This window comes from Cupriavidus sp. 01L415, from assembly GCF_056400065.1.
On the sequence record NZ_JBFTSP010000043.1, the window covers coordinates 1 to 25,387 of the forward strand.

At 66.8% G+C, this 25,387-nt stretch carries 25 protein-coding genes and 1 pseudogene; 12 read left to right on the forward strand and 14 right to left on the reverse strand.

All coding sequences use genetic code 11. From position 1 onward, the window contains the following. Window positions 1-194 precede the first annotated feature (194 nt). Entirely contained in the window at window positions 195-758 is a 564-nt protein-coding gene (gene msuE, locus AC1DOX_RS29100) for an FMN reductase (RefSeq protein WP_441621436.1), read from the forward strand. Between the two features lie 73 nt (window positions 759-831). Here the strand turns inward: msuE and AC1DOX_RS29105 are convergent, their stop codons facing one another. Beyond that, window positions 832-1,080, reverse strand: a complete 249-nt coding sequence (locus AC1DOX_RS29105; protein ID WP_441621438.1) for a hypothetical protein — start codon at window positions 1,078-1,080, stop codon at window positions 832-834. 437 nt (window positions 1,081-1,517) lie between these two features. On the opposite strand from AC1DOX_RS29105, the pseudogene AC1DOX_RS29110 reads away from it, so the two are divergent. Then, window positions 1,518-1,772, forward strand: a pseudogene (locus AC1DOX_RS29110) (CsgG/HfaB family protein); the annotation flags it as partial. 53 nt (window positions 1,773-1,825) lie between these two features. On the opposite strand, the gene AC1DOX_RS29115 reads toward AC1DOX_RS29110, so the two are convergent. Continuing rightward, complete coding sequence (locus AC1DOX_RS29115) at window positions 1,826-3,301, reverse strand: amidase (RefSeq protein ID WP_441621494.1); 1,476 nt, start codon at window positions 3,299-3,301, stop codon at window positions 1,826-1,828. A gap of 302 nt (window positions 3,302-3,603) precedes the next feature. Here AC1DOX_RS29115 and AC1DOX_RS29120 point away from each other — a divergent pair, with 302 nt between their 5' ends. Beyond that, on the forward strand, window positions 3,604-4,632 hold the full coding sequence (locus AC1DOX_RS29120; protein ID WP_441621440.1) for a zinc-dependent alcohol dehydrogenase family protein: 1,029 nt from the start codon (window positions 3,604-3,606) through the stop codon (window positions 4,630-4,632). 53 nt (window positions 4,633-4,685) lie between these two features. Here the strand turns inward: AC1DOX_RS29120 and AC1DOX_RS29125 are convergent, their stop codons facing one another. The 5 genes from AC1DOX_RS29125 to AC1DOX_RS29145 all read right to left on the reverse strand — a co-directional run bounded on the left by AC1DOX_RS29125 (window position 4,686) and on the right by AC1DOX_RS29145 (window position 9,912). Next, window positions 4,686-5,540, reverse strand: a complete 855-nt coding sequence (locus AC1DOX_RS29125; RefSeq protein WP_441621496.1) for a LysR family transcriptional regulator — start codon at window positions 5,538-5,540, stop codon at window positions 4,686-4,688. 21 nt (window positions 5,541-5,561) lie between these two features. Next, on the reverse strand, window positions 5,562-6,410 hold the full coding sequence (gene fghA / locus AC1DOX_RS29130; protein WP_441621442.1) for an S-formylglutathione hydrolase: 849 nt from the start codon (window positions 6,408-6,410) through the stop codon (window positions 5,562-5,564). A gap of 9 nt (window positions 6,411-6,419) precedes the next feature. Further along, a complete protein-coding gene (locus AC1DOX_RS29135) occupies window positions 6,420-7,526 on the reverse strand; it encodes an S-(hydroxymethyl)glutathione dehydrogenase/class III alcohol dehydrogenase (RefSeq protein ID WP_092140177.1) in 1,107 nt (368 codons plus the stop codon). Between the two features lie 103 nt (window positions 7,527-7,629). After that, window positions 7,630-8,985, reverse strand: coding sequence for an NTP/NDP exchange transporter (locus AC1DOX_RS29140; protein WP_441621444.1), 1,356 nt, complete (start codon window positions 8,983-8,985; stop codon window positions 7,630-7,632). Window positions 8,986-8,997: 12 nt separating this feature from the next. Then, window positions 8,998-9,912, reverse strand: a complete 915-nt coding sequence (locus AC1DOX_RS29145) for an aldo/keto reductase (RefSeq protein WP_441621446.1) — start codon at window positions 9,910-9,912, stop codon at window positions 8,998-9,000. 189 nt (window positions 9,913-10,101) lie between these two features. Between AC1DOX_RS29145 and AC1DOX_RS29150 the strand changes: the two genes are divergently transcribed. The 6 genes from AC1DOX_RS29150 to AC1DOX_RS29175 all read left to right on the forward strand — a co-directional run bounded on the left by AC1DOX_RS29150 (window position 10,102) and on the right by AC1DOX_RS29175 (window position 14,574). Then, a complete protein-coding gene (locus tag AC1DOX_RS29150) occupies window positions 10,102-10,965 on the forward strand; it encodes a branched-chain amino acid ABC transporter permease (protein ID WP_441621498.1) in 864 nt (287 codons plus the stop codon). 80 nt (window positions 10,966-11,045) lie between these two features. Further along, on the forward strand, window positions 11,046-12,047 hold the full coding sequence (locus tag AC1DOX_RS29155) for a branched-chain amino acid ABC transporter permease (protein WP_441621500.1): 1,002 nt from the start codon (window positions 11,046-11,048) through the stop codon (window positions 12,045-12,047). Continuing rightward, window positions 12,044-12,796, forward strand: coding sequence for an ABC transporter ATP-binding protein (locus tag AC1DOX_RS29160; protein WP_441621448.1), 753 nt, complete (start codon window positions 12,044-12,046; stop codon window positions 12,794-12,796). Before AC1DOX_RS29155 ends, AC1DOX_RS29160 begins: the two co-directional genes overlap by 4 nt. Continuing rightward, a complete protein-coding gene (locus tag AC1DOX_RS29165; RefSeq protein ID WP_441621450.1) occupies window positions 12,789-13,490 on the forward strand; it encodes an ABC transporter ATP-binding protein in 702 nt (233 codons plus the stop codon). The genes AC1DOX_RS29160 and AC1DOX_RS29165 overlap by 8 nt, the downstream gene beginning before the upstream one ends. Window positions 13,491-13,769: 279 nt before the next feature. Next, window positions 13,770-14,024, forward strand: a complete 255-nt coding sequence (locus AC1DOX_RS29170) for a hypothetical protein (protein ID WP_441621452.1) — start codon at window positions 13,770-13,772, stop codon at window positions 14,022-14,024. A 91-nt stretch (window positions 14,025-14,115) separates the two neighbouring features. Next, window positions 14,116-14,574 carry a GNAT family N-acetyltransferase gene (locus tag AC1DOX_RS29175; protein WP_441621454.1) on the forward strand — a complete coding sequence of 153 codons (459 nt, stop codon included), beginning with the start codon at window positions 14,116-14,118 and terminating at the stop codon, window positions 14,572-14,574. A 144-nt stretch (window positions 14,575-14,718) separates the two neighbouring features. On the opposite strand, the gene AC1DOX_RS29180 is transcribed toward AC1DOX_RS29175, so the two are convergent. The 7 genes from AC1DOX_RS29180 to AC1DOX_RS29210 form a co-directional block, all read right to left on the reverse strand. Further along, on the reverse strand, window positions 14,719-15,012 hold the full coding sequence (locus tag AC1DOX_RS29180; RefSeq protein WP_441621456.1) for a c-type cytochrome: 294 nt from the start codon (window positions 15,010-15,012) through the stop codon (window positions 14,719-14,721). 11 nt (window positions 15,013-15,023) lie between these two features. Next, entirely contained in the window at window positions 15,024-16,277 is a 1,254-nt protein-coding gene (locus AC1DOX_RS29185; RefSeq protein WP_441621458.1) for a PQQ-dependent sugar dehydrogenase, read from the reverse strand. A gap of 354 nt (window positions 16,278-16,631) precedes the next feature. Next, a complete protein-coding gene (locus AC1DOX_RS29190) occupies window positions 16,632-17,813 on the reverse strand; it encodes an ABC transporter substrate-binding protein (RefSeq protein ID WP_441621460.1) in 1,182 nt (393 codons plus the stop codon). A 162-nt stretch (window positions 17,814-17,975) separates the two neighbouring features. Beyond that, window positions 17,976-19,337, reverse strand: a complete 1,362-nt coding sequence (locus AC1DOX_RS29195) for a GntP family permease (RefSeq protein ID WP_441621462.1) — start codon at window positions 19,335-19,337, stop codon at window positions 17,976-17,978. A gap of 160 nt (window positions 19,338-19,497) precedes the next feature. Beyond that, on the reverse strand, window positions 19,498-19,890 hold the full coding sequence (locus AC1DOX_RS29200) for a RidA family protein (protein WP_092140199.1): 393 nt from the start codon (window positions 19,888-19,890) through the stop codon (window positions 19,498-19,500). 49 nt (window positions 19,891-19,939) lie between these two features. Then, window positions 19,940-21,403: an N-acyl-D-amino-acid deacylase family protein gene (locus AC1DOX_RS29205; protein ID WP_092140201.1), complete on the reverse strand. Its 1,464-nt coding sequence runs from the start codon at window positions 21,401-21,403 to the stop codon at window positions 19,940-19,942. A gap of 2 nt (window positions 21,404-21,405) precedes the next feature. Continuing rightward, window positions 21,406-22,308 (reverse strand): MurR/RpiR family transcriptional regulator, encoded by a 903-nt coding sequence (locus AC1DOX_RS29210; protein WP_441621465.1) that lies wholly within the window; start codon window positions 22,306-22,308, stop codon window positions 21,406-21,408. 126 nt (window positions 22,309-22,434) lie between these two features. Here AC1DOX_RS29210 and AC1DOX_RS29215 point away from each other — a divergent pair, with 126 nt between their 5' ends. From AC1DOX_RS29215 to eda, 3 genes are read left to right on the forward strand one after another with little or no spacing between them, the layout of a single operon-like run. Beyond that, window positions 22,435-23,703, forward strand: coding sequence for an amino acid deaminase (locus AC1DOX_RS29215; RefSeq protein ID WP_441621467.1), 1,269 nt, complete (start codon window positions 22,435-22,437; stop codon window positions 23,701-23,703). 42 nt (window positions 23,704-23,745) lie between these two features. Continuing rightward, window positions 23,746-24,681 carry a sugar kinase gene (locus tag AC1DOX_RS29220; RefSeq protein WP_441621469.1) on the forward strand — a complete coding sequence of 312 codons (936 nt, stop codon included), beginning with the start codon at window positions 23,746-23,748 and terminating at the stop codon, window positions 24,679-24,681. Between the two features lie 60 nt (window positions 24,682-24,741). After that, window positions 24,742-25,383 (forward strand): bifunctional 4-hydroxy-2-oxoglutarate aldolase/2-dehydro-3-deoxy-phosphogluconate aldolase, encoded by a 642-nt coding sequence (eda, locus tag AC1DOX_RS29225; protein WP_441621471.1) that lies wholly within the window; start codon window positions 24,742-24,744, stop codon window positions 25,381-25,383. Window positions 25,384-25,387: the final 4 nt, after the last annotated feature.

The window sequence follows — 25,387 nt, forward strand, 5'->3', positions numbered from 1 at the left end:
GCGCGAAACGCCTGCAACTGCGCGCGTTCATCTTCGCTCAACACCAATTCGGCCTTCGGTCTGCCCGTAATCATCGCGATATCTCCGTTCCCAAAATGCCGAAACGGGATGCAAGACTAATGCCAGTTATTTGCGGGACAGGACACTAGCCGGTAGGGCGCTAAGGTGTGCATCGATACAACCGGAGATACACCGTGGCCACACCCTTGAAAGTGGTTGCCGTCAACGGCAGCGCCCATCAACCGTCCCGGACGCTGGTCCTGGTTCAGGCATTGCTGGCGGAGCTCGACCAGCGCCTGGTGCTGGAGACCAAGATCGTGGATCTGAGCGAGATCGCGCGGCCGCTTGGCCAGGCGCTGTCGCGCGAGGAGCTGCCGGCGGAGATCGAAGCGCAACTGACGGCCATCGAATCCGCCGACCTGCTGATTGCCGCCGCGCCTGTGTATCGGGGATCGTTTCCCGGCCATTTCAAGCACCTGTTCGATCTGGTGGGGATGACGGCGCTGGTGGACAAGCCCGTGCTGGTGGCCGCCACCGGTGGCAGCGACCGCCACGCACTGGTGCTGGAGCATCAGTTCCGGCCGCTGTTCGGCTTCCTCCAGGCGCTGACGCTGCCTATCGGCGTGTATGCGTCGACGGCGGACTTCGACGGCTATCAGGTCGGCAGCAAGGCGCTGCAGGACCGCATCCGCCTGGCGGTGGAGCGGGCCGCGCCGCTGTTCGCGGGGGCCGAACGCCAGCTACGGCGCGTGGCCTGACGCGCGGCGGATCAACGACGAACAAACGAAAAACGGCCCGCCAACTGGCGGGCCGAGTCGTGTGGCGAGTGGCTCAGAGGCCGAGGATCTTCTTGGCATCGCCAAGGGATTTCATCGCCGCATCGTGATCGCCCGCCTTGTGCTGGGCTTCGCCCTCGGCACGCAGCTTCTGGACCTTGGCAAGGTCCGCCTGCGACAGCGCCGGCTTGGTGGCAAGCCTGGCGTCGATGGCCTTCATCTCGTTGGGGCAGTTGTGCGCCAGCACCGCACCGCTCGCGCAGAGCAGCACGAGCGACGCCAGGATGTGTAGCGAAGTCCGCATGTCAGGCTCCTGAAGTCGGGGAGGATCCTTCAGCATAGTTCACCGCGGACACGCCTTCACGAGGCGTCCTGAATCCGGTTGCCTCCCTCTCACACCGTTTCCGGTTTGACTGGCGACGCCTCGCGCATTGATGCATCGCAAGTGCCCCCCAGAGCCTTTCGGTGTGTTGCATTCCTGCGTCCGCAAACATCGCCGATTTACGAAAACGCGCGCAGCCACCAGATAGCGTTTCCATCACACGGCTTCCTTCGCTAGCCTTCTTCTCCAGAATTCCGTGCCGCTGATGCCGGCGCGCGACCGTCAAGCGCCCCCTGATCATCGAAGAAAGGAAACACGCAAGTGAAGATGCAATGCACGCTGCCCGCGCTCGGGTTGGCGACACTCATGGCCTTGGGGGGCTGTGCGGCGGAATCCTCGAGGACCATCGACGTGAAGTGATCGCCCGCGAGGCAAGGCTCGCCGGACAGCCGCAGGCACTCAGGGGCGCGGGCTTTGTGATCACGGGCGACGTGACGGAGTTCGGCCGCAAGGAGACGGGCGATGTCCAGCTGTTCGGCATCCTCGGCCGGGGCAAGGCGCCGGTCGCCTACGCCAAGGTGGCGCTGAACGTGGTGGATATCCGGACCTCGGAAGTCCGCTTCACCGCCCAGGGAGCCGGCGAGTACGCGCTGTCCAGCCGCGAGGTGGTGGGTTCACCGAAGTACGAAGCCGACTGAGCGGCGCCAGGGTCTTTTTGAAACAACCTCTAGTCGTCGATGGCTGGGGGTAGCCGGTCGGCTACCCAGTCGCGCGCCTGCTCATAGGCCGCGGCCAGGCGCAGTACGCTCAGGTCGTCGCGGGGCCTGCCGATCAGCTGCATCCCCATTGGCAGGCCCTCGGCGCTGAACCCCACCGGTACGCTGATGACCGGGCACCCTGACAGCGTCCAGGCCACCACGACCTCCATCCAGCGGTGATAGGTGTCCATGGGCCGGCCAGCGATCGTCTTTGGCCAGGGCTGTCCGACGTCGAACGGAAACACCTGCGCAGTGGGGACGGCGATGTAATCGAAATCGGCAAACGTGCGTTGCAGCGCGTTGTACCACGCGCTGCGGTCCGTGCTGGCGGCGTAGAGGTCGCTGGCCTTGAGGTCGAGCGCGCCTTCGATTTCCCAGATGGCCTCGGGCTTCAGTTGCGCGCGCGTGGCCTCGGCCTTGTAGAGCGCCATGCGTGCGTTGCCGACCAGGAAGTGCCGATGCACGAGCCACGTCTGCCAGATTTTCTCGGGAGGATAAGGTGGGCGGATGGCGTCGACGGTCACGCCGAAATCCGGGAAAAAGCGCAGGGCCTGCTCGCACAGCGTCAGGATACCGTCCTCCATGGGCAGGTAGCCGCCCCAGTCGCCCAGCCAGGCCACGCGCTTGCCCTTGAGGTCTGCCTCCAGCACGCCTGCGACGGTGTCCGGCGTCAGCGCCGCCAGCACCGGGTCTTCCGGCAGCGCCTGCGGCGTGCGGGCATCGGGGCCGGCCTGTGTGGACAGCAGCAGTGCCAGGTCCGCGACGGTTCGTGCCATCGGCCCTTCGCATCCGAGTTGCGGCAGGAACAACTCCGGCGTCGGGCCATAGGGCACGCGGCCAGCCGAAGGGCGAAAGCCAAACACATTGCAATAGCCGGCGGGATTGCGCAGCGATCCGCCAAAGTCACTGCCATCGGCCACCGGCAGCATCCGCAGGGCCAGGGCCGCCGCGGCGCCGCCACTGCTGCCGCCAGCGGTGCGCGAGGGATCGTAGGGGTTCAGCGTCGCACCGTAGACCGGATTGAAAGTCTGAGAGCCCAGCCCGAACTCCGGCGTGTTGGTCTTGCCGATCAGGATGGCGCCGGCCTTGCGCGCCCGCTCGACGATGAGCGCATCGGTGGCCGGCACGTTGTCCTTGTAGATCGGGGATCCGAACGTCGTGCGAATGCCGCGCGTCATGGCCAGGTCCTTGGGGGCCTGCGGCACCCCATGCAGCCATCCCGATGACTTGCCGGCCGCCAGCGCCTCGTCGGCGGCAGCGGCTTCCTTCATCAGGGCGTCTTCATCGCGCAGGGCCACGATGGCATTGCTGAACGGGTTGATCCGCTGGATGTGGGCGAGGTAGGCTGCCATGACCTGCCGGCTGGACAAATCGCCGGCGTGGATGGCCTGGGAAAGCTGCCGGGCCGACAGCATGACGATGGGATCCGGATGGTAGGCGGGCATGGGGGAGTCGATGGAATTGGGGCAAAGCCCGGGCAGCAGGGCGATTGTGGCGTCAATGATGAACGATTTGGCAGGCGAAAGGAAAGCATCAGACATGACGCATGATCCTCTCCCGGGACGAAAACAATGACGTCAGGGAGACTTCATGCGCAATCTGGAGGCCGGTTGCGCTCAGTTCAGCCCGCTCGACCACCCCAACATTCCTGCATGCACCCCAAACGAAATCGTCGATTTACCGACATGGGGGCGTATCCAACAATGGTGACATTCCAGCTACGCCGTGATCCGGCCAGGAGAGCACCATGCCCGATAACTCCAATCACTCCAATCACCCCGATTCCACCATGCAGGCCCTCGTTGTCGAGGGCCCCGCAGAGCCGTTCAGGGCGATCCGCCTGCCCAAGCCCGCCGCCGGCAAGGGCCAGGTGCTGGTACGCATCCTCGCCAGCGGCGTGAATCCGCTCGATACCAAGATCCGCGCAGGCAAGGCGGACCACGCCCACCATCCGTTCCCGGCGGTACTAGGGCTGGATCTGGCCGGCGTGGTCGAGGCGGTGGGAGAGGGCGTCGACCGGTTCGAAGTCGGCGATGCCGTCTTCGGCATGACCGGCGGCGTGGGCGGCTTGCAAGGCTCGCTGGCCGAATACGCGGCGGTGGATGCCGACCTGCTCGCAGCGCAGCCGAAGACCGTGACGGCGCGTCAGGCCGCCGTGTTGCCATTGATCTTCATCACCGCGTGGGAGGGTCTGGTGGACCGCGCCAGGTTGCAAGCCGGCCAGACCGTGCTGGTGCACGGTGGCGCTGGGGGTGTCGGCCATATGGCGGTGCAGATCGCCGTATCGCTGGGCGCCAGGGTCTTCGCCACCGGCAGCGCGCGCCAGCGGGCCACCATCGAAGGCTTCGGCGCGACGTTCATCGACTACGCGACGATGTCCGTCGACGACTACGTCCGCGAATACACGGCCGGCGAGGGCTTCGACGTCGTCTACGACACGGTGGGCGGCGCCGTGCTCGATGCCTCGTTCAAGGCCGCGAGAACCTACGGCGGTCACGTGGTGAGCTGCCTGGGCTGGGGCACGCACAGCCTGGCGCCGCTGTCATTCCGCGCGGCGACGTACTCGGGCGTCTTCACGCTGATGCCGATGCTGATTGGGAAAGGTCGCGCCCACCATGGTGAAATCCTCGTGCAAGCCGCGAAGCTGGTAGATGCCGGCAAGCTGTCCGTGTTGCGGGACCCGCGCGTCTTTAAGCTCGACAGCGCGCTCGATGCCCATCTAGCCATTGAAGCGGGCACGGCGCGCGGCAAGCTGGTGGTGGACATCGCCCACTAAGCCAGCGCAGCGCGACGCCAGTCACGGCGTCAGTGATGTCATCGGCGTTGGCGTCAGTGATCGGCCAGTGCCAGCAGCGTGGCGTCCAGCAGGGCTCGTAGGCGCGCCAGCCGCCGCAGGTCGCGGTGATAGCCGACCCAGACATCGCGGCCCGGCGGTGGCGATTCGGTCGGCACCATGCGGAGCCCGCCGACGCGCTCGGCCAGCAGCCGGGGCAAAACCGCCACGCCTGCCCCGGCGGCGCACAACCGTGCTTGCGCCTCGCGATTGTTGCTGCGGAAGACCACATGACCGTTGGGCAGTTGCTGGCGCAGCCAGGTGACATCGGGCAAGTCAGCAAAGGCGCTGTCCATCGTGACCAAGCCTTGCCCGGCACCATCGCCGAGAGTTGGCGGGGTGGCATCGGTGGCGCAGTACAGCCCATAGTCCATGTGCATGAGCTTGCGCTGCATGATGTCGGGCTCGTCAAACGGGCGGATGCGAAAGACGAGGTCCGCTTCGCGGCGCGCCAGGCTGAGCAGGCGTGACTCCGTCACGAGTTCCACGCTGACACGCGGATGCGCGCGCACGAAGTCCGCGATGACTGGCGCCAGCACATGCACACCAAACCAGTCCGACGACGACACGCGCAACGTGCCTTCCAGGACTTCCCCCTGTCCGGCCAGCGTGCGCTCCAGCGCAATCGCTTCTTCCTCCATCCGCTCGGCATGCGCCAGCATGCCCGCGCCCTCATCGGTTAGCACCAGCCCGTCGGCGGTACGCTGGAACAGCGTATGGCCAAGGCTGTCCTCCAGCGCCCGCAGCCGCCGGCCCATCGTCGGCTGGGTCTGGCCGATGGCGCGCGCGGCGCCCTGCAGCGTGCCGGCGCGGGCAATGGCCAGGAAGATCCGGATATCGCTCCATTCCATCGGCATCGCGGGCGTCTCCGCTCAGAATTGGGCGACGTGGTGCCGGATATGGTCCTCGATAAACGTCGTGATGAAGTAGTAGCCGTGGTCGTAGCCCGGATGCCGGCGCAACGTCAACGGCTGCCCCACCTGCTTGCAGGCGGCCTCGAACACTTCGGGATGCAACTGCTCGGCGAGGAATTTGTCGGCCAGGCCCTGGTCGACGAGGATGCCGGCCGGATACGGCGGCGAGGCCTGCGCGGCCATCAGCGCGCTGGCGTCATGCTGCGCCCAGCGCGCACGATCCTCGCCAAGGTAGCCGGCAAACGCCTTCTGGCCCCACGGGCACTGCGACGGCGCGGCGATCGGCGCTAGGGCGGAGACCGAGCGGAAGCGGCGCGGATGCCGTTGCGCCAGCACCAGCGCGCCGTGCCCGCCCATCGAATGGCCGAAGATGCCGACGCGCGCCGGGTCCGCCGGCAGCACGGTGGTGACCAGCTCGAACAGTTCGTCGGCCACATAGCTTTCCATGCGCCAGTGCATGCGCCACGGGGCCTCAATGGCATCGACATAGAAGCCGGCGCCGACGCCAAAGTCCCACGCCTCCGACTCGCCCGGCACGCCGGCGCCGCGCGGGCTGGTGTCCGGCGCGATCAGGATCAGCCCATGCGCTGCCGCATGGCGCTGGGCCCCGGCCTTGATGGCGAAGGTTTCCTCGGTGCAGGTCAGCCCGGCCAGATAGAACAACGCCGGCAGGCGTGCCGCGCCCGCGGCGAATGCCTGCGGCGGCAGGAACACCGAGAACCGCATCGGCAGCCCGATGGCCGCCGACTGGTGCTGATAGAAGCGCTGGACGCCGCCGTGGCAAGCGTGTTCGGACAGCAGTTCCATGGCCCGCCCTCAGTACAACACCACGGACCGGATCGACTCGCCGCGCTTCATCAGGTCGAAGCCCTCGTTGATGCGATCGAGCGGCAGCGTGTGGGTAATCAGGTCGTCGATATTGAGCTTGCCTTCCATATACCAGTCGACGATCTTAGGCACGTCCGTGCGGCCACGTGCGCCGCCGAACGCGGAGCCCTTCCACTCGCGGCCCGTCACCAGCTGGAACGGACGCGTGGAGATTTCCGCGCCGGCCTCGGCCACGCCGATGATGATCGATTTGCCCCAGCCCTTGTGGCAGCACTCCAGCGCCTGGCGCATGACCTGCGTATTGCCGATGCACTCGAACGAGTAGTCGGCGCCGCCGTCGGTTAGCTGGATGATGTGGTCCACCACGTTGCCGACGTCCTTCGGGTTGATGAAGTGGGTCATGCCGAACTTGCGCGCCATCGATTCGCGCGCCGGGTTCAGGTCCACGCCGATGATTTTGTCGGCGCCGACCATCTTTGCCGCCTGGATTACGTTCAGGCCGATGCCGCCCAGGCCGAACACCACCACATTGGCGCCGGCTTCCACCTTGGCGGTAAACAGCACCGCACCCACGCCGGTGGTCACGCCGCAGCCGATGTAGCAGACCTTGTCGAACGGCGCGTCCGGGCGGATTTTCGCCAGCGCGATCTCGGGCACGACGATGTGGTTGGCGAACGTGGAGGTGCCCATGTAGTGGAAGATGGGCTTGCCGTCGATCGAGAAGCGCGAGGTGCCATCGGGCATCAGGCCCTTGCCTTGCGTGGCGCGGATCGCCTGGCACAGGTTGGTCTTGCGCGACAGGCAGAACTTGCACTGGCGGCACTCGGGCGTGTAGAGGGGGATCACGTGATCACCCGGCTTCAGCGAGGTCACGCCGGGGCCCACGTCGGTTACGATGCCCGCGCCCTCGTGGCCCAGGATGGCGGGGAAGATGCCTTCGGGGTCCGCGCCGGAGAGCGTGTAGTAGTCCGTGTGGCAAATGCCGGTGGCCTTGACTTCCACGAGCACCTCGCCCGCGCGCGGGCCGTCCAGGTCCACGTCTTCGATGGTCAGCGGGGCGCCGGCTTTCCAGGCGATGGCGGCTTTGGTCTTCATGAAGCAACTCCTTGGCAAGGCTTGAACGGGGGCGGCGCAGGGCGTCCGCCAGCTGGCCACGACTATACGGGCATCGGCCTGCAGCGGCCAGATAGATGCGCGATTATCGACCGCCCGGTGTGCCGCGAACCAGTACAGTGGGCGCGTTGTCATCGCGGGTCAGTTGTCCTTCGTGCCGACGGCCGAGCCACCAGCCGAGCGACGCCCACACGATGGCGAGCGCAGCCCCGGCCAGCGCCACCGTCGCCGGATGGCCGGACAAGGCATCGATCGCCGTCTTGACCCAGGCGCTCACGGCGTCGCCGGCACGATAGATGGCGGTGTCGATCACGTTCTTGGCCTTGTACTTGGTTTCGGGGTCCACCACGGTGAACAGCATCTCGCGGCCCGGCCGCAGCAACGCATACTCACCCACGCGCCGCACGATCATCGCGGCGGCCAGCACGCCAAATGTCGGCCACAGCGCCAGCACGAGGAAGCCGCCCGCCACGGCGACCGGCACCGCCGACAGCAGCGCGGTGACGCCGTAGCGGCGAGCCACGCGCCCCGAGAAAAAGATCTGCACGACGATGGTCAGCGCCTGCACGGTGGCGTCGAGCGCGCTGAAGACCTGCGTCTGTTGCGCGCGCGCGGGAAACGCCGCGGCCACCAGCCGGGCCTGTTCGAAATACAGGAAGGTGCTCGACGTGGCCAGCAGGATCACGAACAGACTGATGCCGAGCAGATAGCGCGAGCGCATGACCAGCTCCAGTCCCGCCCACAGGCCACCGCCTACCGGCTGGGCGGGGTCCTGGGCGTGGGCGGGCGAGACGTTGGCGTCGGGCGCCCCCGCTCCCACGCGGCGGCGCCAGCTGAACAGATAGCCGACCCCTGGCAGCGTGGCCGCCAGCAGCGCGGCGGACAGCAGCATCAATCCCGTCAGCCCGATCCGGCCGACCAGCCAGCCGCCGAGCACCGGGCCCGCCAGTCCGCCGGCACTCGCGCCGGCGGCCAGCAGCGCAAACAGCCGCCGCGCCTGTTCGGGCCGGAACACATCCGCCATCAGGCTCCACGCCACCGATACCACGAAGAGATTGAAGACCGACAGCCACACGTAGAACACGCGGGCCAGCCAGACGTTGTCCGGCGCCGCGCGCGTGGCCGCCGCGAAGGCCAGCAGGTTGGCGATGAAGAAGGCGTAGACCCACGGCACGAAACGTCGCCGGGGCAGCCACTTGCAGCAGGCGCCGTAGAACGGAATCGCCACCAGCATCACGACGAAGGTGGCCGTGAACAGCCACTGCAGGTTCTGCACGCCCCCTGCGATGCCCATCGTCTCGCGCACCGGTCGCAGCATGAAATAGCTGGCGAACAGGCAGAAGAAGAACAGGAACCCCGCCACCACGGCGCCGGCCTCGCCGGCGTGCATGCCCAGCCCGCGTCGGAGCCGGCCGCCATCGTCAGGGGAGGGCACGGTCATGGCGCTGCGGCCTCACGCGAGTGCGGCGGCGATGCGCGCACGTTCGCGCGTATCCGGCATCCGTCCGAACCCCGCACCAAGGTTGTCGGCCATGTTGCGCGGCTTGGAGGTGGCCGGAATCGCCGTGGTCACGGCTGGGTGGCTGACGATGAATTTCAGGAAGAGCTGGCCCCAGGTGGTGCAGTCGACCTCGCCGGCCCAGTCGGGCACGGGCTTGCCCTTGATCGCCGAGAACAGGCGCCCGTCCTGGAACGGCCGGTTGACGAGCACCGCCACGCCGCGTTCCTGGCACAGCGGCAGCAGCACCTTCTCCGCATTGCGCTCCGCCAGCGAATAGTTGACCTGCAGGAAGTCCACGCGCTCGTAGCGCAGGATCTGGGCCAGCGCCTCATGGGCGTCCTCGCGGTAATGGGTAATGCCGATATAGCGCACCTTGCCCTGCTCCTTGAGTTGCCGCAGCAGTTTCAGGTTATCGCGCCAGTCGATCAGGTTGTGCACCTGCAGCAAATCGACGGTGTCGGTGTGCAGGTCCGACAGCGATCCCGCGAACTGGGCCGGTGCGCTGCTGGCGCTGGTGGAAATCTTGGTGGCGACGAATACGCGGCGGCGCGCGCCGGCGGCCTGGAGCAGGTCGCCGGTCACGGCTTCCGCGCTGCCGTAGCTGGGAGCGGTGTCGACCACGGCGCCGGGGGCGCGCTGGAGCAACAGCGACATGACCTCGGTGAGCGGGCCGCGCTCATCGGCGCTCTTGCCCACATTGAAGGTGTCGGCGGTGCCCATCCCGATCACCGGCAGCAGTTCGGTGGTGCCCGGAATCTTGCGGCGCATCGGCGCCTCCATCGTGGCGGCGCGGGCCGGCGCGGGGCCGCCCGGTAACGCGGCCAGCGCGGCGGTGAGGCCCAGGAACGTGCGGCGGTCGATCGGCATGGCGGGTCCCCTGCGGTCAGGTCCGACGACCATAGCGCTTGCCAGGGGCGATGTAAACCAGACAAAGGGCATGGCGCGGGTGAGGCCCGATTGCAAAAATGCGACGAGGGCTGAACAATCGGCCGGATTTCGCGCGATGGTTCCAAAAACGGTGGCAACTATGCATGTGCAGGGGACAACAGGATCGTGATTTCCAGCTTGCTTGGCGTGCTGTTCGACGGCGTGGCCTACGGCAGCCTGCTGTTCCTGATCAGCATCGGCCTGTCCGTGACCATGGGTTTGATGAATTTCGTCAACCTGGCGCACGGTGCGTTTGCGATGCTCGGCGGCTACGTCGCCGTGGTGCTGATGAACCGCGCCGGCGTGCCGTTCCTGGCCGCGCTGCCGGTGGCCTTCCTGGGCGCGGCCGTGGTGGGCTGGGCGCTGGAACGCACGCTGTATCGCAGGCTCTATCAAGCCAGCCACCTAGACCAGGTGCTGTTTTCGATCGGGCTGACCTTCATGGCGATAGCCGGCGCGACGTACCTGTTCGGTCCCGGGCAGCAGCCGGTGGAACTGCCGGATTTCCTGATCGGGCAGGTGCGCGTGGCCGGGCTGGACCTTGGCGCCTACCGGCTGTTCCTGATCGGCGTGGTGGTGGTGATCACGGTGGCGCTGGGCTGGCTGGTCGCGCGCACGCGGTTTGGCGCGCAGGTGCGGGCGTCGGTGGATAACCAGCAGGCGGCGCGCGGGCTCGGCATCCATGTGGAGCGGGTGTTCAGCCTGACCTTCGCGCTGGGATCGGGGCTGGCCGGGCTTGGCGGCGGGCTGGGCATCGACGTGCTGGGGCTCGACCCGACGTTCCCGCTCAAGTACATGGTGTATTTCCTGCTGGTGGTGGCCGTTGGCGGGGCAGGCAGCATCCGCGGGTCCCTGCTGGCCGCCATTGTGCTGGGCGTGGCGGACGTGGCCGGCAAGTACTACGTGCCGGCGGCGGGGGCGTTCGTGATCTACGCGTTGATGGTCGTGCTGCTAGTGGCGTTTCCGGCGGGGCTGTACGGGAGGCGCGCATGAAATCCACGTCGCGCGCCGATCGCACCGATCGGCCAGATCAACAAGATTCCCCCGATCAACGCCATCGCCCCCTCCGCGCGATGGCAGCGGGGCAACGGGCGCGGCATCGGCTGCCCGATGGCCGCTGGCACCCGGCGGAGATCGTCTTCTGGCTCGTTCCCGTGGCCGTGTTCTTCCTGCTGCCGGACTACCTGATCCTCGGCAGCCAGATCCTGATCACGGGCCTGTTTGCGCTGTCGCTCGACCTGATCCTTGGCTATGCGGGCATCGTCTCGCTGGGCCATGCGGCATTCTTCGGGCTGGGTGCATACACGGCCGGCCTACTCGGCGCCCACGGCTGGGGCGAGCCGATCACAGGGCTGCTGGCGGCGGGCTGCGTGGCGGCCATCGCCGGCTGGCTCTGCAGCTACCTGGTGGTGCGCGGCGGTGACCTGACGCGGCTGATGGTGACGCTGGGCATCGGCCTGATGCTGTTCGAAGCAGCCAACAAGGCCGCGTTCCTGACGGGCGGCGTCGATGGCCTGTCCGGCGTGACGATGGGCAAGGTCCTGGGCCTGTTCGAATTCGATCTGTTCGGCAAGACGGCCTATCTCTACAGCCTGGCCGTGTTGTTCGTGATCTTCGTGCTGGCGCGCCGGCTGGTGGCGTCACCGTTTGGGCTGTCACTGCGCGGCGTGCGCGAAGGGGTGCGCCGCATGCCGGCGCTGGGCGCCAATGTCCCCCGCCGGCTGGCTGCCGTGTTCACCGTGGCGGCCGCCATCGCGGGCGTGGCCGGTGGGCTGCTGGCGCAGACCACGCAGTTCGTCGGCATGGATGTGCTGGGCTTTCCCCGCTCGGCGGAACTGCTCGTCATGCTGGTGCTGGGCGGCACGGGCCGGCTCTACGGCGCGCTGGTCGGCGCGGCGCTGTTCATGATCGCGCAGGATGTGCTGGCCGGCATCAATCCGGTCTACTGGCAGTTCTGGATCGGCCTGCTTCTGGTGGTGATGGTGCTGTTCGCAAAAGGTGGCGTGATGGGCGCGGTGGCTGCCCTGAGCGCGCGCGCGGCGCGGCGCCGCGAACGGAAGGAGGGCGACGCATGACCGCCACGCTCCGCACGGAAGGGCTCGGCAAGTCCTGGGGTGCCTTTGCCGCCAACAGCGATATCTCGCTGAGTTTCGCCCCGGGCGCGCGCCACGCGCTGATCGGCCCCAATGGCGCCGGCAAGACGACCTTCATCAATCTGCTGACGGGTGCGTTGCCGCCGTCCGCGGGTCGGATCAGGCTGGGCGACCAGGACATCACGACGATGCCCCAGCACGCGCGCGTGCGCCTGGGCATGACGCGGACCTTCCAGATCAACACGCTGTTCCCCGGGCTGACCGTGCTGGAATCGGTGGTGCTTGCCGTCGCCGAGCGCACCGGCAGGTCGCGCGTCTGGATGCGGACCGTGGCCGCGCAGTCCGACGTGGTCGACGAGGCCATGGCGGTGCTGACGATGCTGAGGCTGGATGCCGATGCGGACGTGACCACCCGGCAGTTGCCCTACGGCAAGCAACGCCTGCTGGAGATAGCGCTGGCGCTGGCCACGAAGCCATCGATCCTGTTGCTGGACGAACCCGCCGCTGGCATCCCGGCTGGCGAGAGCGCGGAGTTGTTCGCAGTGATTGCGGCACTGCCGCGCGAGATCACCATCGTCTTTATCGAGCACGACATGGACCTGGTGTTCCGCTTTGCCGAGCGCATCACGGTGCTGGTGGGCGGCCGCGTGCTGACCGAGGGCACTCCCGCTGAGATTGCCGCGGACCCGCGCGTGAAAGAGGTATACCTCGGGGAGGCTGCCCATGGCTGACCTGCTGAGGCTGGAGGGCGTGAGCGCCGGCTACGGCGATGCGGTCGTGCTCGAAGGCATCGATCTGGCGCTGGGCGCCGGCGAGAGTCTGGCGCTGCTGGGTCGCAATGGCGTGGGCAAGACGACGTTGCTGGCCACGCTGATGGGATTCACGCGGCTGCGGCGCGGCACGCTGCACTGGCAAGGCCGGGATATGTCGAAGCTTGCGACGCACCGGCGGGCACAGGGTGGCATCGGCTGGGTGCCGCAGGAGCGGTGGGTGTTCCCGTCCCTGACCGTGGCCGAGCATCTCAGCGCCGTGGCCCGGCCAGGGCCGTGGGACATCCCGCGCATCTACCAGATTTTTCCGAGGCTGGAGGAGCGCCAGCGCAACCTTGGCAACCAATTGTCGGGGGGCGAGCAGCAGATGCTGGCGATCGCGCGGGCGCTGATGGTCAATCCGTCCCTGCTGTTGCTGGACGAGCCGATGGAAGGCCTGGCGCCCATCATCGTCCAGGAGCTGCAACGCGTGATCGGCAGGCTGATTGCCGACAGTGGCATGGCGGTCATCGTGGTGGAGCAGCACGCGCGCCTGGCGCTGGCGATGACGCGGCGGGCGATGGTGCTGGACCGGGGCAAGGTGGTCCATGCATCGGACAGCGCGGCATTGCTGGCGGACAAGGCGCTGCTGGATGGACTGGTCACGGTGCGGTAGCCGGCGGGGCCGCGGGTTTGCGGTCGCTACTCGTTCGGAAACGTCCGATTTTTTCAGATTTGTCTCATATCCGGCCACGAGACCGGATTCCAGAATGCAGGGGTCGCCACGCAAGCGGCGATATGGGTGGCAACGCCCGCGGGGTGAGGTGTCGGGACCCGGGCCCCGGGGACCAGCGCCTCCTGTCTGCTCATCTTCTGGAGTCCAATATGCATCGATCCAATCGCTATGCCTGCATCTTACCCATCTGTCCTGCCAGCCTTGCGGGGAGCCTGGCTCATGGATAGGGCGACGCCTGATACCGCGCCGTCAGGTCCCCGCATCGGGCACGGCGCCCGGCCAGTCTTCGAAGGACCGCCGTCACCGCGCAGCATCGCCTACCGGCAACTGGTGCGGGTGGACAGCGCGCTCGGCGTGGTCAGCGTCGCCATGGAAGGCGCGGCCTCGCCGGAGTTTTCCAATGAAGGGGCGGCGTTGATCCTGCGGCTGATACGGCGGGAAATGGCGCGAGCGGTCGAGGTGCTCAAGTTGTAGTCCGGCACGGGCCGGAGAGGGTGCGGCGTCCTCGCGCGCCCGCTTCCGGGGTACCATCCCTGTCCCGCTGTCCACACGAGTAGCCCTGAACATGGATGTCCGCGCCCTTCAGCCCGACGATCTGGACCTGGTTTGCCGCCATCGCGAGGCGATGTTCCTCGAGGCCGGCTACGCAGCCGACACGCTACGTACCATGACGGCGCATTTCCGGGACTGGCTGGCGCCGCGACTCATGGATAGCCGCTATTTCGGATTCTTGCTCATGGATGGCGATATGCCGGTGGCGGGCATCGGACTGATGGTCATCGACTGGCCGCCGCATCCGGCGCATCCCACGCAGGACAAGCGCGGCTATGTGTTGAATGTCTACGTCGAGCCGACGCATCGCAAGCGCGGGCTGGCGCGCCAGCTCATGCGCCTGGCCGAAGCCGACTTCGCGCAACGGGGGCTCGGCTTCGCGATTCTCCACGCCACGGAAATGGGCCGGCCACTCTATGCCGGGATGGGCTGGGGGCAGACGTCGGAAATGGCCAAAAAGCTGGGGGTTTAACCGGATGCCGGGCGGTTCCGGCCCGGCCTCTAAGAGGTTGTTTCAAAATGAAGCGAAGCGGTCCTGGCTAGGCGCGCGGCCGCAGACAGTACTAGTGGTACGGCCAGGCCGCGCAACGACGTCAGGATCTTTTTGAAACGACCTCTAGGGCTTGAGTCCGCTGTAGAAGGCGGCAAGGTTGGCAATATCGGCCTCGCTCAGCGGCTTGGCCATCGTGTTCATCATGTCGTCCTTCCGCGCGCCGGTCTTGTAGTCTTTCAGCGCCTTGACCAGGTATTGCTCGTTCTGGCCCGCCAAGTGCGGCGCCTCGGGCAGCTTGGACTTGCCGTCCAGACCGTGGCAGGCCTGGCACTGGAGGGCTTTCGCGCGGCCGGCCTGGGCGTCGGCAGCCAGCGCCGGGGCGCTGGCGATGGCCGACAAGACCCATGCGGCCGCCATCCACTTCCGTGTCACTTGGCCCCCGCGTACGAGATGCGATAGATCGCGCCGGCGTAGTCGTCGGACACCAGCAAGGAACCATCCTGCAATTGCTGGACGTCGACCGGGCGACCCATGTATTCGCCGTTGGGCGTCAGCCAGCCTTCCGCAAACACTTCGGTCTCGCCGACGGTGCCGTCCGACTTGACGGCGGTGTACATCACGCGTGCGCCAATCGGCTTGGTCCGGTTCCACGATCCATGCTCGGTCGCGAACACGCCGACCTGGTACTTGGCCGGGAACATCTTGCCCGTGTAGAAGGACATGCCGAGATCCGCGGCGTGCGCGGCGTATTCCACCACCGGGAATACCACGCCGGCCGGCGGCGTGGCGTCCTTGTATTCCACGGTCCGTACCTTGCCGCCGCCATACCACGGGAAGCCAAAGTTCTCGCCGGCCTTGCTGGCGCGGTTCAGCTCTCCCGGGGGCTGGTCGTCACCCATGCCGTCCACCTGGTTGTCGGTGAACCAGAGCGACTTGTCGGCGGGATTGAAGTCGAGACCCACGGAATTGCGCACGCCGTGGGCGTAGACCTCGCGGTTCTTGCCGTCCTGGTCGATGCGGATAATGCCGGCCAGCCCGTTCTTGTCGAGCGCGGCCAGCTTGTCCTTGGGCGGTACGTTCCATGGCTGCCCCAGCGCGACGTAGAGTTTCTTGTCCGGTCCGACGCGGCAGGCACGCGCGCCGTGGTTGAAGCTCTCGAACTCGGTTGGGATCAGCTTGCCCTGGGGCACCACCACGCCGGCGGCCACGTCGGGGCCGCCCTCGCCGAAGAACTGGGCGGCGGGGAAGGCGAGCACGCGGTTCTGCTCTGCCACATACAGGATGCCGTCCGGCGAGAAGCAGACCCCGTTGGGCACCTTGAACGTGATGGAATTGGCGAAGGACACCACGTCATCGGCCACGCGGCGCTTGGTGCGGTCCGTTACCTGCCAGACGCGGGTCTTGCGCGTGCCGACGAACACGACGCCGGTCGACGGCTCGATGGCCATGTGGCGCGCATCGGGCACCACGGCGAACAGTTCGATCTTGAAGCCCTGCGGCAGCTTGATGGCCTTCAGGTTCTCGCGGATCGCGTCGGCGCGCGGTCCGCTCTGCGGCACCGATTCAGCCGGGGCCGTCCCGGTTGGCTTGAAGCTCTGGAGTTTCTGGAGGTTGTCCGCGGCGATGGCGGGTACCGCCGCCACGAGCAATGCCGCGGCGACGGGAATGGCTGTGCTGGTCATCCTGATGTCTCCGGAGATGTCTTATTTGACTTATTGGCGCCCGCGGCTGCGAAAGGAACACCATCCGGACCGGCGCTGCAAGCGGCTGAGCGGCTTCTCGCGCGGCGGATCCCCTGCCTACGGGGGTATAGCAAGACGATCTTAAGACAAGAATCCGGACGGGGGTATTGCACGTTGTTGACCGCGCAATAAAAGATTTCGAAGCGGGTGGAATCCGCCTGCCGGCCGGGGGATTCCACGGGCCCGGCAGCCGGGCGGCGCTCGCCAGCCGGCAGGCCGCGCTGGTTTGCCGAATGACTTTCCGAATGACTTGCCGAATGACTTTCCGGACTTGTTGCCGACTTGGTTGCCGGACTACTTGCCGGAATCCTTCACGCCCTCGAACTTGTCGAACTCGACGTTGTAGAGCTCGCCGTTGACCTTTTCCACTTTGCGGATGTAGACGGTCTGGATGACATCGCGCGTGGCTGGATCGATCGTGATGCTGCCACGGGGGCTTTGCAGCTTCATGCCTTTGAGGGCGGCCAGGAATTTGTCGCCATCGGTTACGCCATTGGTCCTTTTCAGGGCCTCGTAGATGGCGCCCATGCCGTCAAAGGCGGCCACGGCCATGAAATTGGGCCGGCCGGCGCCCGGGTTGGCTTCCGCGAAGGCTTTCAGGAACGCCTTGTTTTCCTTCGAATCATGCGCGGCGGAGTAGTGGAACGACGTAATCACGCCCAGCGTGGCATCGCCCATGGCTGGCAGCACGTGATCGTCGGTCAGGTCGCCGGTGGCGATCACCCGGATACCGGCCTCGGACAGGCCGCGTTCGCGGAAGCCTTTCATGAATGCGACACCCTGCTCGCCGGCAGGCAGGAACAGGAAGACGGCCTCCGGCCGAGCGTCCTTGATGCGCTGGATGAACGGGGCAAACTCGGGATTGCGCAGCGGCACGCGGATCGATTCGACAATCTGGCCACCGCCGCCCAGGAAGTTGGTCTTGAACGCGGTCTCCGCGTCGATGCCCGGCGCGTAGTCCGCCACCAGCGTGACCACCTTCTTGATGTTGTTGCGCACGGCCCATGTGGCCATCGGGGCTGAAATCTGAGGCAACGTCATCGACACGCGCGCGATGTAGTTCGACTTGGTCGTGATGACGGAAGACGCCGCGTTGAAGATCACCATGGGCTTTTTCGCCTGCTCAGCGATCGGCGCCACGGCCAGCGCCTCGGGCGTCAGGCCGAAGCCTGCCAGGATGTCCACCTTGTCACGTACCACCAGCTCCTGCGCCAGGCGCTTGGCCACGTCAGGGACCGGGCCGGTGGTGTCCTTCATGATGATCTGGATCTTGCGGCCCGCCACGGTCTCGCCATGCAGCTTCTGCCAGGCCTTGATGCCGCCTTCCATCTGCTTGCCATAGTCGGCGAAGCTGCCGGAAAACGGGGCGATCAGGCCGATCTTGACCGGGTCGGCGGCGTGGCTGGCAAGGGGGAATGCGAAGACGGCGAGGGCGCCGCACGCCAGCATGGCGCGCCGCAGCGGACGGAAAATCATGGATGTCTCCCGGAAGTGCAGCATCGGACGGCTGCATCGAGCAAGGAGTGTAGGGGGCTGCGGAGGGCGGCGCAATCCCGGCAGGTACCGGGTTTGCCCACCCTCCGTCGGCTGGGCGCCACGGGGGAGCCCAGGCCGGGCCCCGCACCGGGGCCCGGGGGATCAGACGACGGTCGCGAGGCCCAGCGTCAGCAGCAGGGCAACCACCGAAATGAGCGTTTCGCAGACCGTCCAGGTCTTGAAGGTCTGCGTCACGGTCATGTTGAAGTACTCCTTGACCAGCCAGAAGCCGCCATCGTTCACGTGCGACAGGATCAGGGAGCCGGCGCCCGTGGTCAGGACCAGCAGTTCCGGCCGCGTGCCCGGAACGCTGGCGGCGATCGGGGCGACGATGCCGGCGGCGGTGGTCATGGCCACGGTGGCGGAGCCGGTGGCGATACGGATCATCACGGCGACCAGCCAGCCGAGCACCAGCACGGACACGTGCGCGTTGGTGGCCACGTCGACGATGGCGGTGGAGATGCCCGAGTCCCGCAGGATCCGACCGAAGCCGCCGCCCGCGCCCACCACCAGCGTGATGATGGCGGTCGGTGCCACGCACTCGTTGGTGAACTTCAGGATCATGTCGCGGTTGAAGCCGCGCGCCTTGCCGAAGGTGTAGAAGCTGACCAGTGCGGCGATCAGCAGCGCCATCACCGAGTTGCCGATGAGCTTCAGGAAGTCATTGGCAAAGGTCTTCGGCGTGGTGAACAGGTCGGCCCAGCTGCCTACCAGCATCAGGATCACCGGCAGCAGGATCGTGAACACGGTGATGCCAAAGCCCGGGAGCTGGTGCGTCGCCTGGACGGTGGGATCTTCCTCCGTGAACTGATCGGCCAGCGGATTGACGTCCGGCAGCTTCACGTAGCGGTCCATCAGTTTGGCGAAGAGCGGGCCGGCGATGGCCGCCGTCGGGATGCCCACGATCAGCGCGAACAGGATGGTCTTGCCGATGTCGGCGCCGTAGGCCGTCACGGCCAGCAGGGCGGCCGGGTGGGGCGGGATCAGGCCGTGCACCACGGACAGGCCGGCCACCATCGGAATGCCGACGAGCACCATCGACGTGCCGGTGCGCTTGGCCACGTTGAACGCGATCGGGATCAGCAGTACGAAGCCGACTTCGAAAAACACCGGCAGGCCGACGATGAACGCGATCGTCACCATTGCCCAGTGGACGTTCTTCTCGCCGAAGAAGTCGATCAGCGTCAGCGCAATGCGCTCCGCGCCGCCCGATTCGGCCATCATTTTGCCGAGCATGGTGCCCAGCCCGATCACCAGCGCGATGTGGCCGAGCGTGCCGCCGACGCCGGCCTCGAGGGACTTGATGATGTCGCCCATCGGCATGCCCACGGCAAAGCCGAGCGCCACCGAGACCACCACCAGCGTGATGAAAGGGTTGAGTTTGAACCTTGCAATCAGTATGACGAGCGCGATCACGGCGATCAGCGCATACACCAAGAGTGTGGTTCCGGTTACGGCACCCATGTTGTCTCCTTGTTGCGGGTGCCGCCCGCGAGGACGGTCCGCTTCCGCTATGAAAAGGCCGCTATGCGCTGTGTTGCGTAGCGGCCGGTTTAGAAAATCGGTTGGCTCACCGTGCGCCCGTTTTGGGGAGAGAGCGGGCGCGTTTCTCTGGCGCCGCGGCTCAGGCCGCGGGCTTCTTATAAGCGATGCAGTCCACTTCGACCTTGCAGTCCACCACCATGCTGGACTGCACGCAGGCGCGGGCCGGCGGGTTCGCGCCGAAGTATTCCTTGAAGATCTTGTTGAACGACGGGAAGTCGCGGGCGTCATCCAGCCATACACCGCAGCGCACCACGTGCTCCGGGCCGTAGCCGGCTTCGGCCAGGATGGCCAGCACGTTCTTGATGGCCTGGTGGGTCTGCGTGACGATGCCGCCTTCGATGACTTCGCCGTTGACCATCGGCACCTGGCCGGAAACGTACAGCCAGCCGTCGGCAGCTACCGCACGGGCAAACGGCATGTGCGAGCCGCCCTGGCCGGTGCCGCCCTCTACGCCGAAACGCTTGATGTCCATGAATACTCCTGAAAACGTGTGAAACGAATGAGTGACGTCGCGCGGGGCGTCATGCTTCCGGACGCGCGCCGCGTGGCAGGAAGCGCCCGGCGCGCACGCCGGTGGGCTGCCGTTGCTGCCACGACAACTCGCCATTGACCCAGACGGCGGCAATGCCTTCCGCCGGCTGCATCGGGTCCGTGAAGCTGGCGGCGTCGCGGATCGTCGTGGCGTCGAACAGCACCAGGTCCGCCCAGTAGCCCTCGCGCACGAATCCACGGCCGACCAGGCCGAAGCGTTCGGCGGACAGGCCCGTCATCTTGTTGACGGCCACGGCCAGCGGAAACAGTTCGCGGTCGCGGGCGTAGTGGCCCAGCACGCGCGGGAACGCGCCCCACAGCCGCGGATGCGGCAGCGGGTCGTTGGGCAGGCCGTCGGACCCCACGACCGTCGCCGGGTGGCGCAGGATGCGATCCACATCGGCGTCTTCCATGCAGTGGTAGACGGCCCCGGCCGGTTGCAGGCGACGCGCGGCTTCCATCAGGTCGACATTCCATTCGGCGGCGATATCGGCCAGCAGGCGTCCGCCCATGGCGGGATGCGCCTCGGACCATGTCACCTGGATGTCGAAGTCGCTGGTGACCTGCTTGAGGTCGAGGGTGGAGGAACTGGCGGTGTAGGGGTAGCAATCGCAGCCGACAGGCTGCCAGCGCTGCGCGCCTTCCAGCGCCTGCAGCACCTCGCCGCTGCGTCCCCAGTTGGGCACGCCGGCGCATTTGAGATGCGAGATCACGACGGGCACGCGTGCATGGCGGCCGATGCGGAAGGCCTCGTCCATCGCGTCGAGGATCTCCGCGAATTCGCTGCGCAGGTGGGTCGCGTAGAGCGCGCCCGCGTTGGCCAGCGGTTCGGCGAGGGCCAGTACCTCCTCGGTCGGCGCAGCGAACGCGTTGGCGTAGGCCAGGCCGGTGGACAGGCCCAGCGCGCCGTGGTCGAGCGCTTCTTCCAGTTGCGCGCGCATCGCCGCGATCTCCACGGGCGTGGCGGCACGGTCGAAGCGGTCCATGTGGTTGCTGCGCAGGGCAGTGTGGCCGACCAGCGCGGCCACGTTGACAGCCGGTTGCGCGGCATTGACCGCGTCCACGTAAGTCTTGAAATCCGGGTACTGGAAGGCCTCGGCGCGGCCCAGCAGATTCATCGGGTCGGGCGGCTCGCCGGGCAGCGTCACGGGCGCCGCGCTGATGCCGCAGTTGCCCACCACGACGGTTGTCACGCCCTGCGAAATCTTCGGGGTCATCTCCGGCTGGCGCACGACATTGGTGTCGTCGTGCGTGTGGACGTCGATGAAACCGGGCGAGAGCACCAGGCCGTGGCCTTCCACCACATGCGACGCGGTGTCCGGGTCGATCGCGCCGGCATCGTCGATGCGGGCGATGAGGCCATCGCGGATGGCCACGTCGGCCATGCGTGCGGCGGCGCCGGACCCGTCGAGCAGGCTCACGCAGCGAATCAGGGTATCGAAGAGGTGTGGCATGGTCAGTCTCCCAGCGGCTGGCGGCTGTCCGGCCCGTCGCTGTCCTGGCTCACACCGCGGTGGGCGTCGAGCACGTATTTCAGCCGGCGCAGCTTTTCCTTGCTCTGCTCTTGCTGCAGCAGCGCAAACTGGGTGGCCAGCACGTCCAGTACCAGCAGCATCGCGTAGCGCGAGGCCGATGGCTTGAAGATGAAATCCGTCTCCAGCGTCCGCACGGGCAGCAGCACGTCCGCGCGCGCCGCCAGGGGCGACCCGAGCGCGGTCACGGCGATCAGCCGCGCACCGTACTCGCGTGCGATGTCGCAGCTGGCCAGCATCTCCGGCACGCTGCCGCTCGCGGAGAACGCGAGCACCACGTCATCGCGCGTCAGCGTGGCCGCCACCATCTTCTGCAGCAGCGCATCCTGGTACGTGGCCACCGGATGCCCCAGCCGCGCCAGGCGGTAGCGCGCCTCGTCGGCCATGAACGTGGAGCCGCCACCCATGCCAAAAGCGTAGACCATGCGTGCGTCGAGCAACAGCCGTGCGGCAATGGCGATGCGCTCCGGATCAATCAGCTTGCGATTGACTTCCAGCGTCGTGATGATGTCCGCGTGGATGCTCTCGGCCAGCGTGGCCGGCGCGCCCGGCTCCGGCGCCGGGGCGGGCTGCAGGAACCGGGTGCCGACGGCCGTGGCCTGCGCGAGTCGCAACTTGAGGTCGCGGACGTCGCGGCAGCCGATGGCCTTGGCAAACCGTGTGACGCTGGCTTCGCTGACGGCGGCCTTGCGGGCTAGTTCGTTGATGCTGGCGGCCGCCGCGCCCGCGAGGTCTTCCAGGATCACCTGCGCCACCTTCTGCTCGGCCAGACGCAGCGCGGGGCCGCGTTCGGCGATGCGGGTCAGGATGTCGAAAGGTGCGGTCATGGCGGGCGGGGAGACGGGCCGGGCGCAGGATGCCCGGCGATGCATGTTACTTTATAACAAGGATGAAATATCGTAATTTCAAGGCTATCATTACGTCAATCAGATTTTCCCAGGGGTGATGAAAGCATGCGTGAGACAAAGTACCAGACCGGCACGATCGATCCGCTGAACAAGGCGCTGGGGCGCCTGGCGGCGCCGCTCGCCCCCGATGAGGCGGGCCAGGTAGGCTGGCAACTGCTGGCCGAAGACCTGAGCCTGCCGGCCGCAGTGCTCTATGAGGACAAGCTCGTCCATAACCTGCAGTGGATGCGCAAGTTCATGGGCGAATACGGCGTGCAGCTGGCACCACACGGCAAGACGACGATGGCGCCCAAGCTGTTTGCGCGTCAGTTGGACGAGGGCGCGTGGGGCATCACCCTGGCCACGGCGCACCAGACCGCCGCCGCTGCCGCGCACGGCGTCAAGCGGGTGCTGATGGCCAACGAGCTGGTGGGCCGCCGCAATATGGAGATCGTTGCGGACCTGCTCCGCGACCCGTCATTCGAGTTTTTCTCCCTGGTCGATTCGGCCGATCTCGTCGACCACCTTGGCGCGTTCTTCCGGGCGCGCGGCCAGACCCTGCAGGTGCTGCTGGAACTTGGCGTCGAAGGCGGCCGCACGGGCGTGCGCGATGCCGCCCAACAGGCGGAGGTGCTGGCGGCGCTGGCGCGCTGGCCCGATGCGCTCACGCTGGCGGGTGTGGAGATCTATGAAGGCGTACTGCAGCAGGAAGAGGACATCCGCAAGTTCCTGCAACGCACGGTGGCCGTCACGCGCGAGATCGCGGCGCAAGGCCGCTTCGGACGCAGTCCGGTGGTGATGTCGGGCGCTGGCTCGGCCTGGTATGACGTGGTGGCGGAGGAGTTCGCTCGCACGGATATCGGTGCGCCGATCGAAATCGTGCTGCGCCCCGGCTGCTACCTGACGCACGACGTGGGTATCTATCGCGCGGCCCAGGAACGTATCCTGGCCAGCAATCCCGTGGCGCAGAAGATGCGCGAGGGGCTGCTGCCCGCCCTGCAACTCTGGGCATACGTGCAGTCGATTCCCGAGCCGACGCGCGCAATCATCGGCATGGGCAAGCGCGATGCCGCGTTCGATGCGGGCATGCCCATTCCGGCCCGGATCTACCGCCCGGGCAGCGAGGCGCCCGTCGCCACGCCCGCGCACTGGAAGGTAACCGGCATGATGGACCAGCACGCCTATCTGGAAATTCAGGCTGGCGACGAGGTGCGGGTCGGCGATATGATTGCCTTCGATATCTCGCATCCCTGCCTGACGTTCGACAAGTGGCGCCACATCCCCGTGCTGGACAGCCAGTTGCGCGTCATCGACATCGTGCAGACCTTCTTCTGATTAGCCCCGCCGCGATCACAAGACAGAGGAGACGACTGCGACATGAGCATCGACATTCTTGCCTACGGCGAGCCGCTGGTGGAGTTCAACCAGCAGCCCGATGACGCGACCCGCTACCTGCAAGGCTTTGGCGGGGACACTTCCAACTTCTGCATCGCGGCTGCCCGACAAGGCGCCACCACCGGCTATATCGGCGCCGTGGGCGCCGACAGCTTTGGCGAACGCCTGCTGGCGCTGTGGACCAGCGAGCGCGTGGACACGCGGCATGTCAACGTGAACGCTTCGGCGCCGACGGGCGTGTATTTCGTTTCGCACGACAATCACGGCCATCGCTTCGACTATTTGCGCGAAGGGTCTGCCGCCAGTCGCTATCACCATGAGCAGTTGCCGCTGGCCGCGATTGCGCAGGCGCGTTATCTGCATTTGTCCGGCATCAGCCTGGCCATCAGCACCAGCGCCTGCGATGCAGGTCTGGCCGCCATGGAGCACGCGCGCAAGGCCGGCGTGCAGGTGTCGCTCGACACCAATCTGCGGCTGCGGCTGTGGTCGCTGGCGCGAGCGCGCGGCATCATGCGCGAAGCGTTTTCCCTGACCGACGTATGCCTGCCGAGCTGGGATGACATCACGGTGCTGACCGGCCTGGATGACCGCGACGCGATCGTCGACCATTTGCTTGAGTGCGGCGTGCGCGTGGTGGCGCTGAAGCTGGGCGAGGAGGGCAGCTATGTCGCCACGCACGAGTCGCGCACGCTGGTGGCGCCGTATCCGGTGCGGCCGGTGGATGCCACCGGTGCAGGCGACTGCTTCGGCGGCAGTTTTATCGCACGCCTGGCGGCCGGGGCCGATCCGTTCGAGGCAGCGCGCTACGCCAATGTGGCGGCGGCGCTGTCCACCACGGGATATGGCGCGGTGGCGCCAATTCCGCGCGCGGAGACCGTACTCGCCCGTCTGGAACATTCCGTCTCCGTGATTGCCTGATCCGCATGCGGGCCAGGCTCCGAACCACAGCTCCGAACTACGGAATTCATCGACACTGCTATGCAAATCCAACCTTCCCCGTTGCTTGAACGTCTCGCCAACGTGCCGGTGATCCCGGTACTGGAATATCACTCGGTTGACGAAGCGCTGCATGTCAGTGAGGCGCTGGTATCCGGCGGACTGCCGGTGCTCGAGATCACGTTGCGCACGCCGGTGGCGTTGCAGGCGATGGAGGCGGTCGCCAAGGCGCTGCCGCAAGCCGTGGTCGGCGCCGGCACTGTGCTCACCGCCGAGCAATTGCACGCCGTGCGCGACGTGGGTGCGAAATTCGCCGTATCGCCCGGGTTGACGCAGAAACTCGCCGACGGCGCACAGGGTGCGGGCATTTCGCTGCTGCCGGGTGTCGCCACGGCCAGTGAAGCGATGGCAGCGCTGGAAGCCGGTTTCACGTTACTGAAGTTCTTCCCGGCCGAGGCGGCTGGCGGGGTGCCGATGCTGAAGTCGCTCTACGGCCCGCTCGCCCAACTCAAGTTCTGCCCGACTGGCGGTATCGACCTCGCCAAGGCCAGCACCTACCTGGCGCTGCCGAACGTGGTCTGCGTGGGGGGATCATGGGTGGTGCCCAAGGATGCGGTGGCCGCCAAGGACTGGGGGCGCATCCGCAAGCTGGCGGAAGAAGCCTCGCGCCTGCGCAGGGGGTAATCCG

Excerpts from the sequence above, each read along its gene's own strand:
- AC1DOX_RS29105 (WP_441621438.1), bottom strand. The coding sequence starts at position 1,080 with ATGCGGACTTCGCTACACATCCTGGCGTCGCTCGTGCTGCTCTGCGCG.
- AC1DOX_RS29115 (WP_441621494.1), bottom strand. The coding sequence starts at position 3,301 with ATGCCCGCCTACCATCCGGATCCCATCGTCATGCTGTCGGCCCGGCAG.
- AC1DOX_RS29120 (WP_441621440.1), top strand. The coding sequence starts at position 3,604 with ATGCCCGATAACTCCAATCACTCCAATCACCCCGATTCCACCATGCAG.
- AC1DOX_RS29125 (WP_441621496.1), bottom strand. The coding sequence starts at position 5,540 with ATGGAATGGAGCGATATCCGGATCTTCCTGGCCATTGCCCGCGCCGGC.
- fghA (WP_441621442.1), bottom strand. The coding sequence starts at position 6,410 with ATGGAACTGCTGTCCGAACACGCTTGCCACGGCGGCGTCCAGCGCTTC.
- AC1DOX_RS29135 (WP_092140177.1), bottom strand. The coding sequence starts at position 7,526 with ATGAAGACCAAAGCCGCCATCGCCTGGAAAGCCGGCGCCCCGCTGACC.
- AC1DOX_RS29140 (WP_441621444.1), bottom strand. The coding sequence starts at position 8,985 with ATGACCGTGCCCTCCCCTGACGATGGCGGCCGGCTCCGACGCGGGCTG.
- AC1DOX_RS29145 (WP_441621446.1), bottom strand. The coding sequence starts at position 9,912 with ATGCCGATCGACCGCCGCACGTTCCTGGGCCTCACCGCCGCGCTGGCC.
- AC1DOX_RS29155 (WP_441621500.1), top strand. The coding sequence starts at position 11,046 with ATGGCAGCGGGGCAACGGGCGCGGCATCGGCTGCCCGATGGCCGCTGG.
- AC1DOX_RS29160 (WP_441621448.1), top strand. The coding sequence starts at position 12,044 with ATGACCGCCACGCTCCGCACGGAAGGGCTCGGCAAGTCCTGGGGTGCC.
- AC1DOX_RS29165 (WP_441621450.1), top strand. The coding sequence starts at position 12,789 with ATGGCTGACCTGCTGAGGCTGGAGGGCGTGAGCGCCGGCTACGGCGAT.
- AC1DOX_RS29170 (WP_441621452.1), top strand. The coding sequence starts at position 13,770 with ATGGATAGGGCGACGCCTGATACCGCGCCGTCAGGTCCCCGCATCGGG.
- AC1DOX_RS29175 (WP_441621454.1), top strand. The coding sequence starts at position 14,116 with ATGGATGTCCGCGCCCTTCAGCCCGACGATCTGGACCTGGTTTGCCGC.
- AC1DOX_RS29180 (WP_441621456.1), bottom strand. The coding sequence starts at position 15,012 with ATGGCGGCCGCATGGGTCTTGTCGGCCATCGCCAGCGCCCCGGCGCTG.
- AC1DOX_RS29185 (WP_441621458.1), bottom strand. The coding sequence starts at position 16,277 with ATGACCAGCACAGCCATTCCCGTCGCCGCGGCATTGCTCGTGGCGGCG.
- AC1DOX_RS29190 (WP_441621460.1), bottom strand. The coding sequence starts at position 17,813 with ATGATTTTCCGTCCGCTGCGGCGCGCCATGCTGGCGTGCGGCGCCCTC.
- AC1DOX_RS29195 (WP_441621462.1), bottom strand. The coding sequence starts at position 19,337 with ATGGGTGCCGTAACCGGAACCACACTCTTGGTGTATGCGCTGATCGCC.
- AC1DOX_RS29200 (WP_092140199.1), bottom strand. The coding sequence starts at position 19,890 with ATGGACATCAAGCGTTTCGGCGTAGAGGGCGGCACCGGCCAGGGCGGC.
- AC1DOX_RS29205 (WP_092140201.1), bottom strand. The coding sequence starts at position 21,403 with ATGCCACACCTCTTCGATACCCTGATTCGCTGCGTGAGCCTGCTCGAC.
- AC1DOX_RS29210 (WP_441621465.1), bottom strand. The coding sequence starts at position 22,308 with ATGACCGCACCTTTCGACATCCTGACCCGCATCGCCGAACGCGGCCCC.
- AC1DOX_RS29215 (WP_441621467.1), top strand. The coding sequence starts at position 22,435 with ATGCGTGAGACAAAGTACCAGACCGGCACGATCGATCCGCTGAACAAG.
- AC1DOX_RS29220 (WP_441621469.1), top strand. The coding sequence starts at position 23,746 with ATGAGCATCGACATTCTTGCCTACGGCGAGCCGCTGGTGGAGTTCAAC.
- eda (WP_441621471.1), top strand. The coding sequence starts at position 24,742 with ATGCAAATCCAACCTTCCCCGTTGCTTGAACGTCTCGCCAACGTGCCG.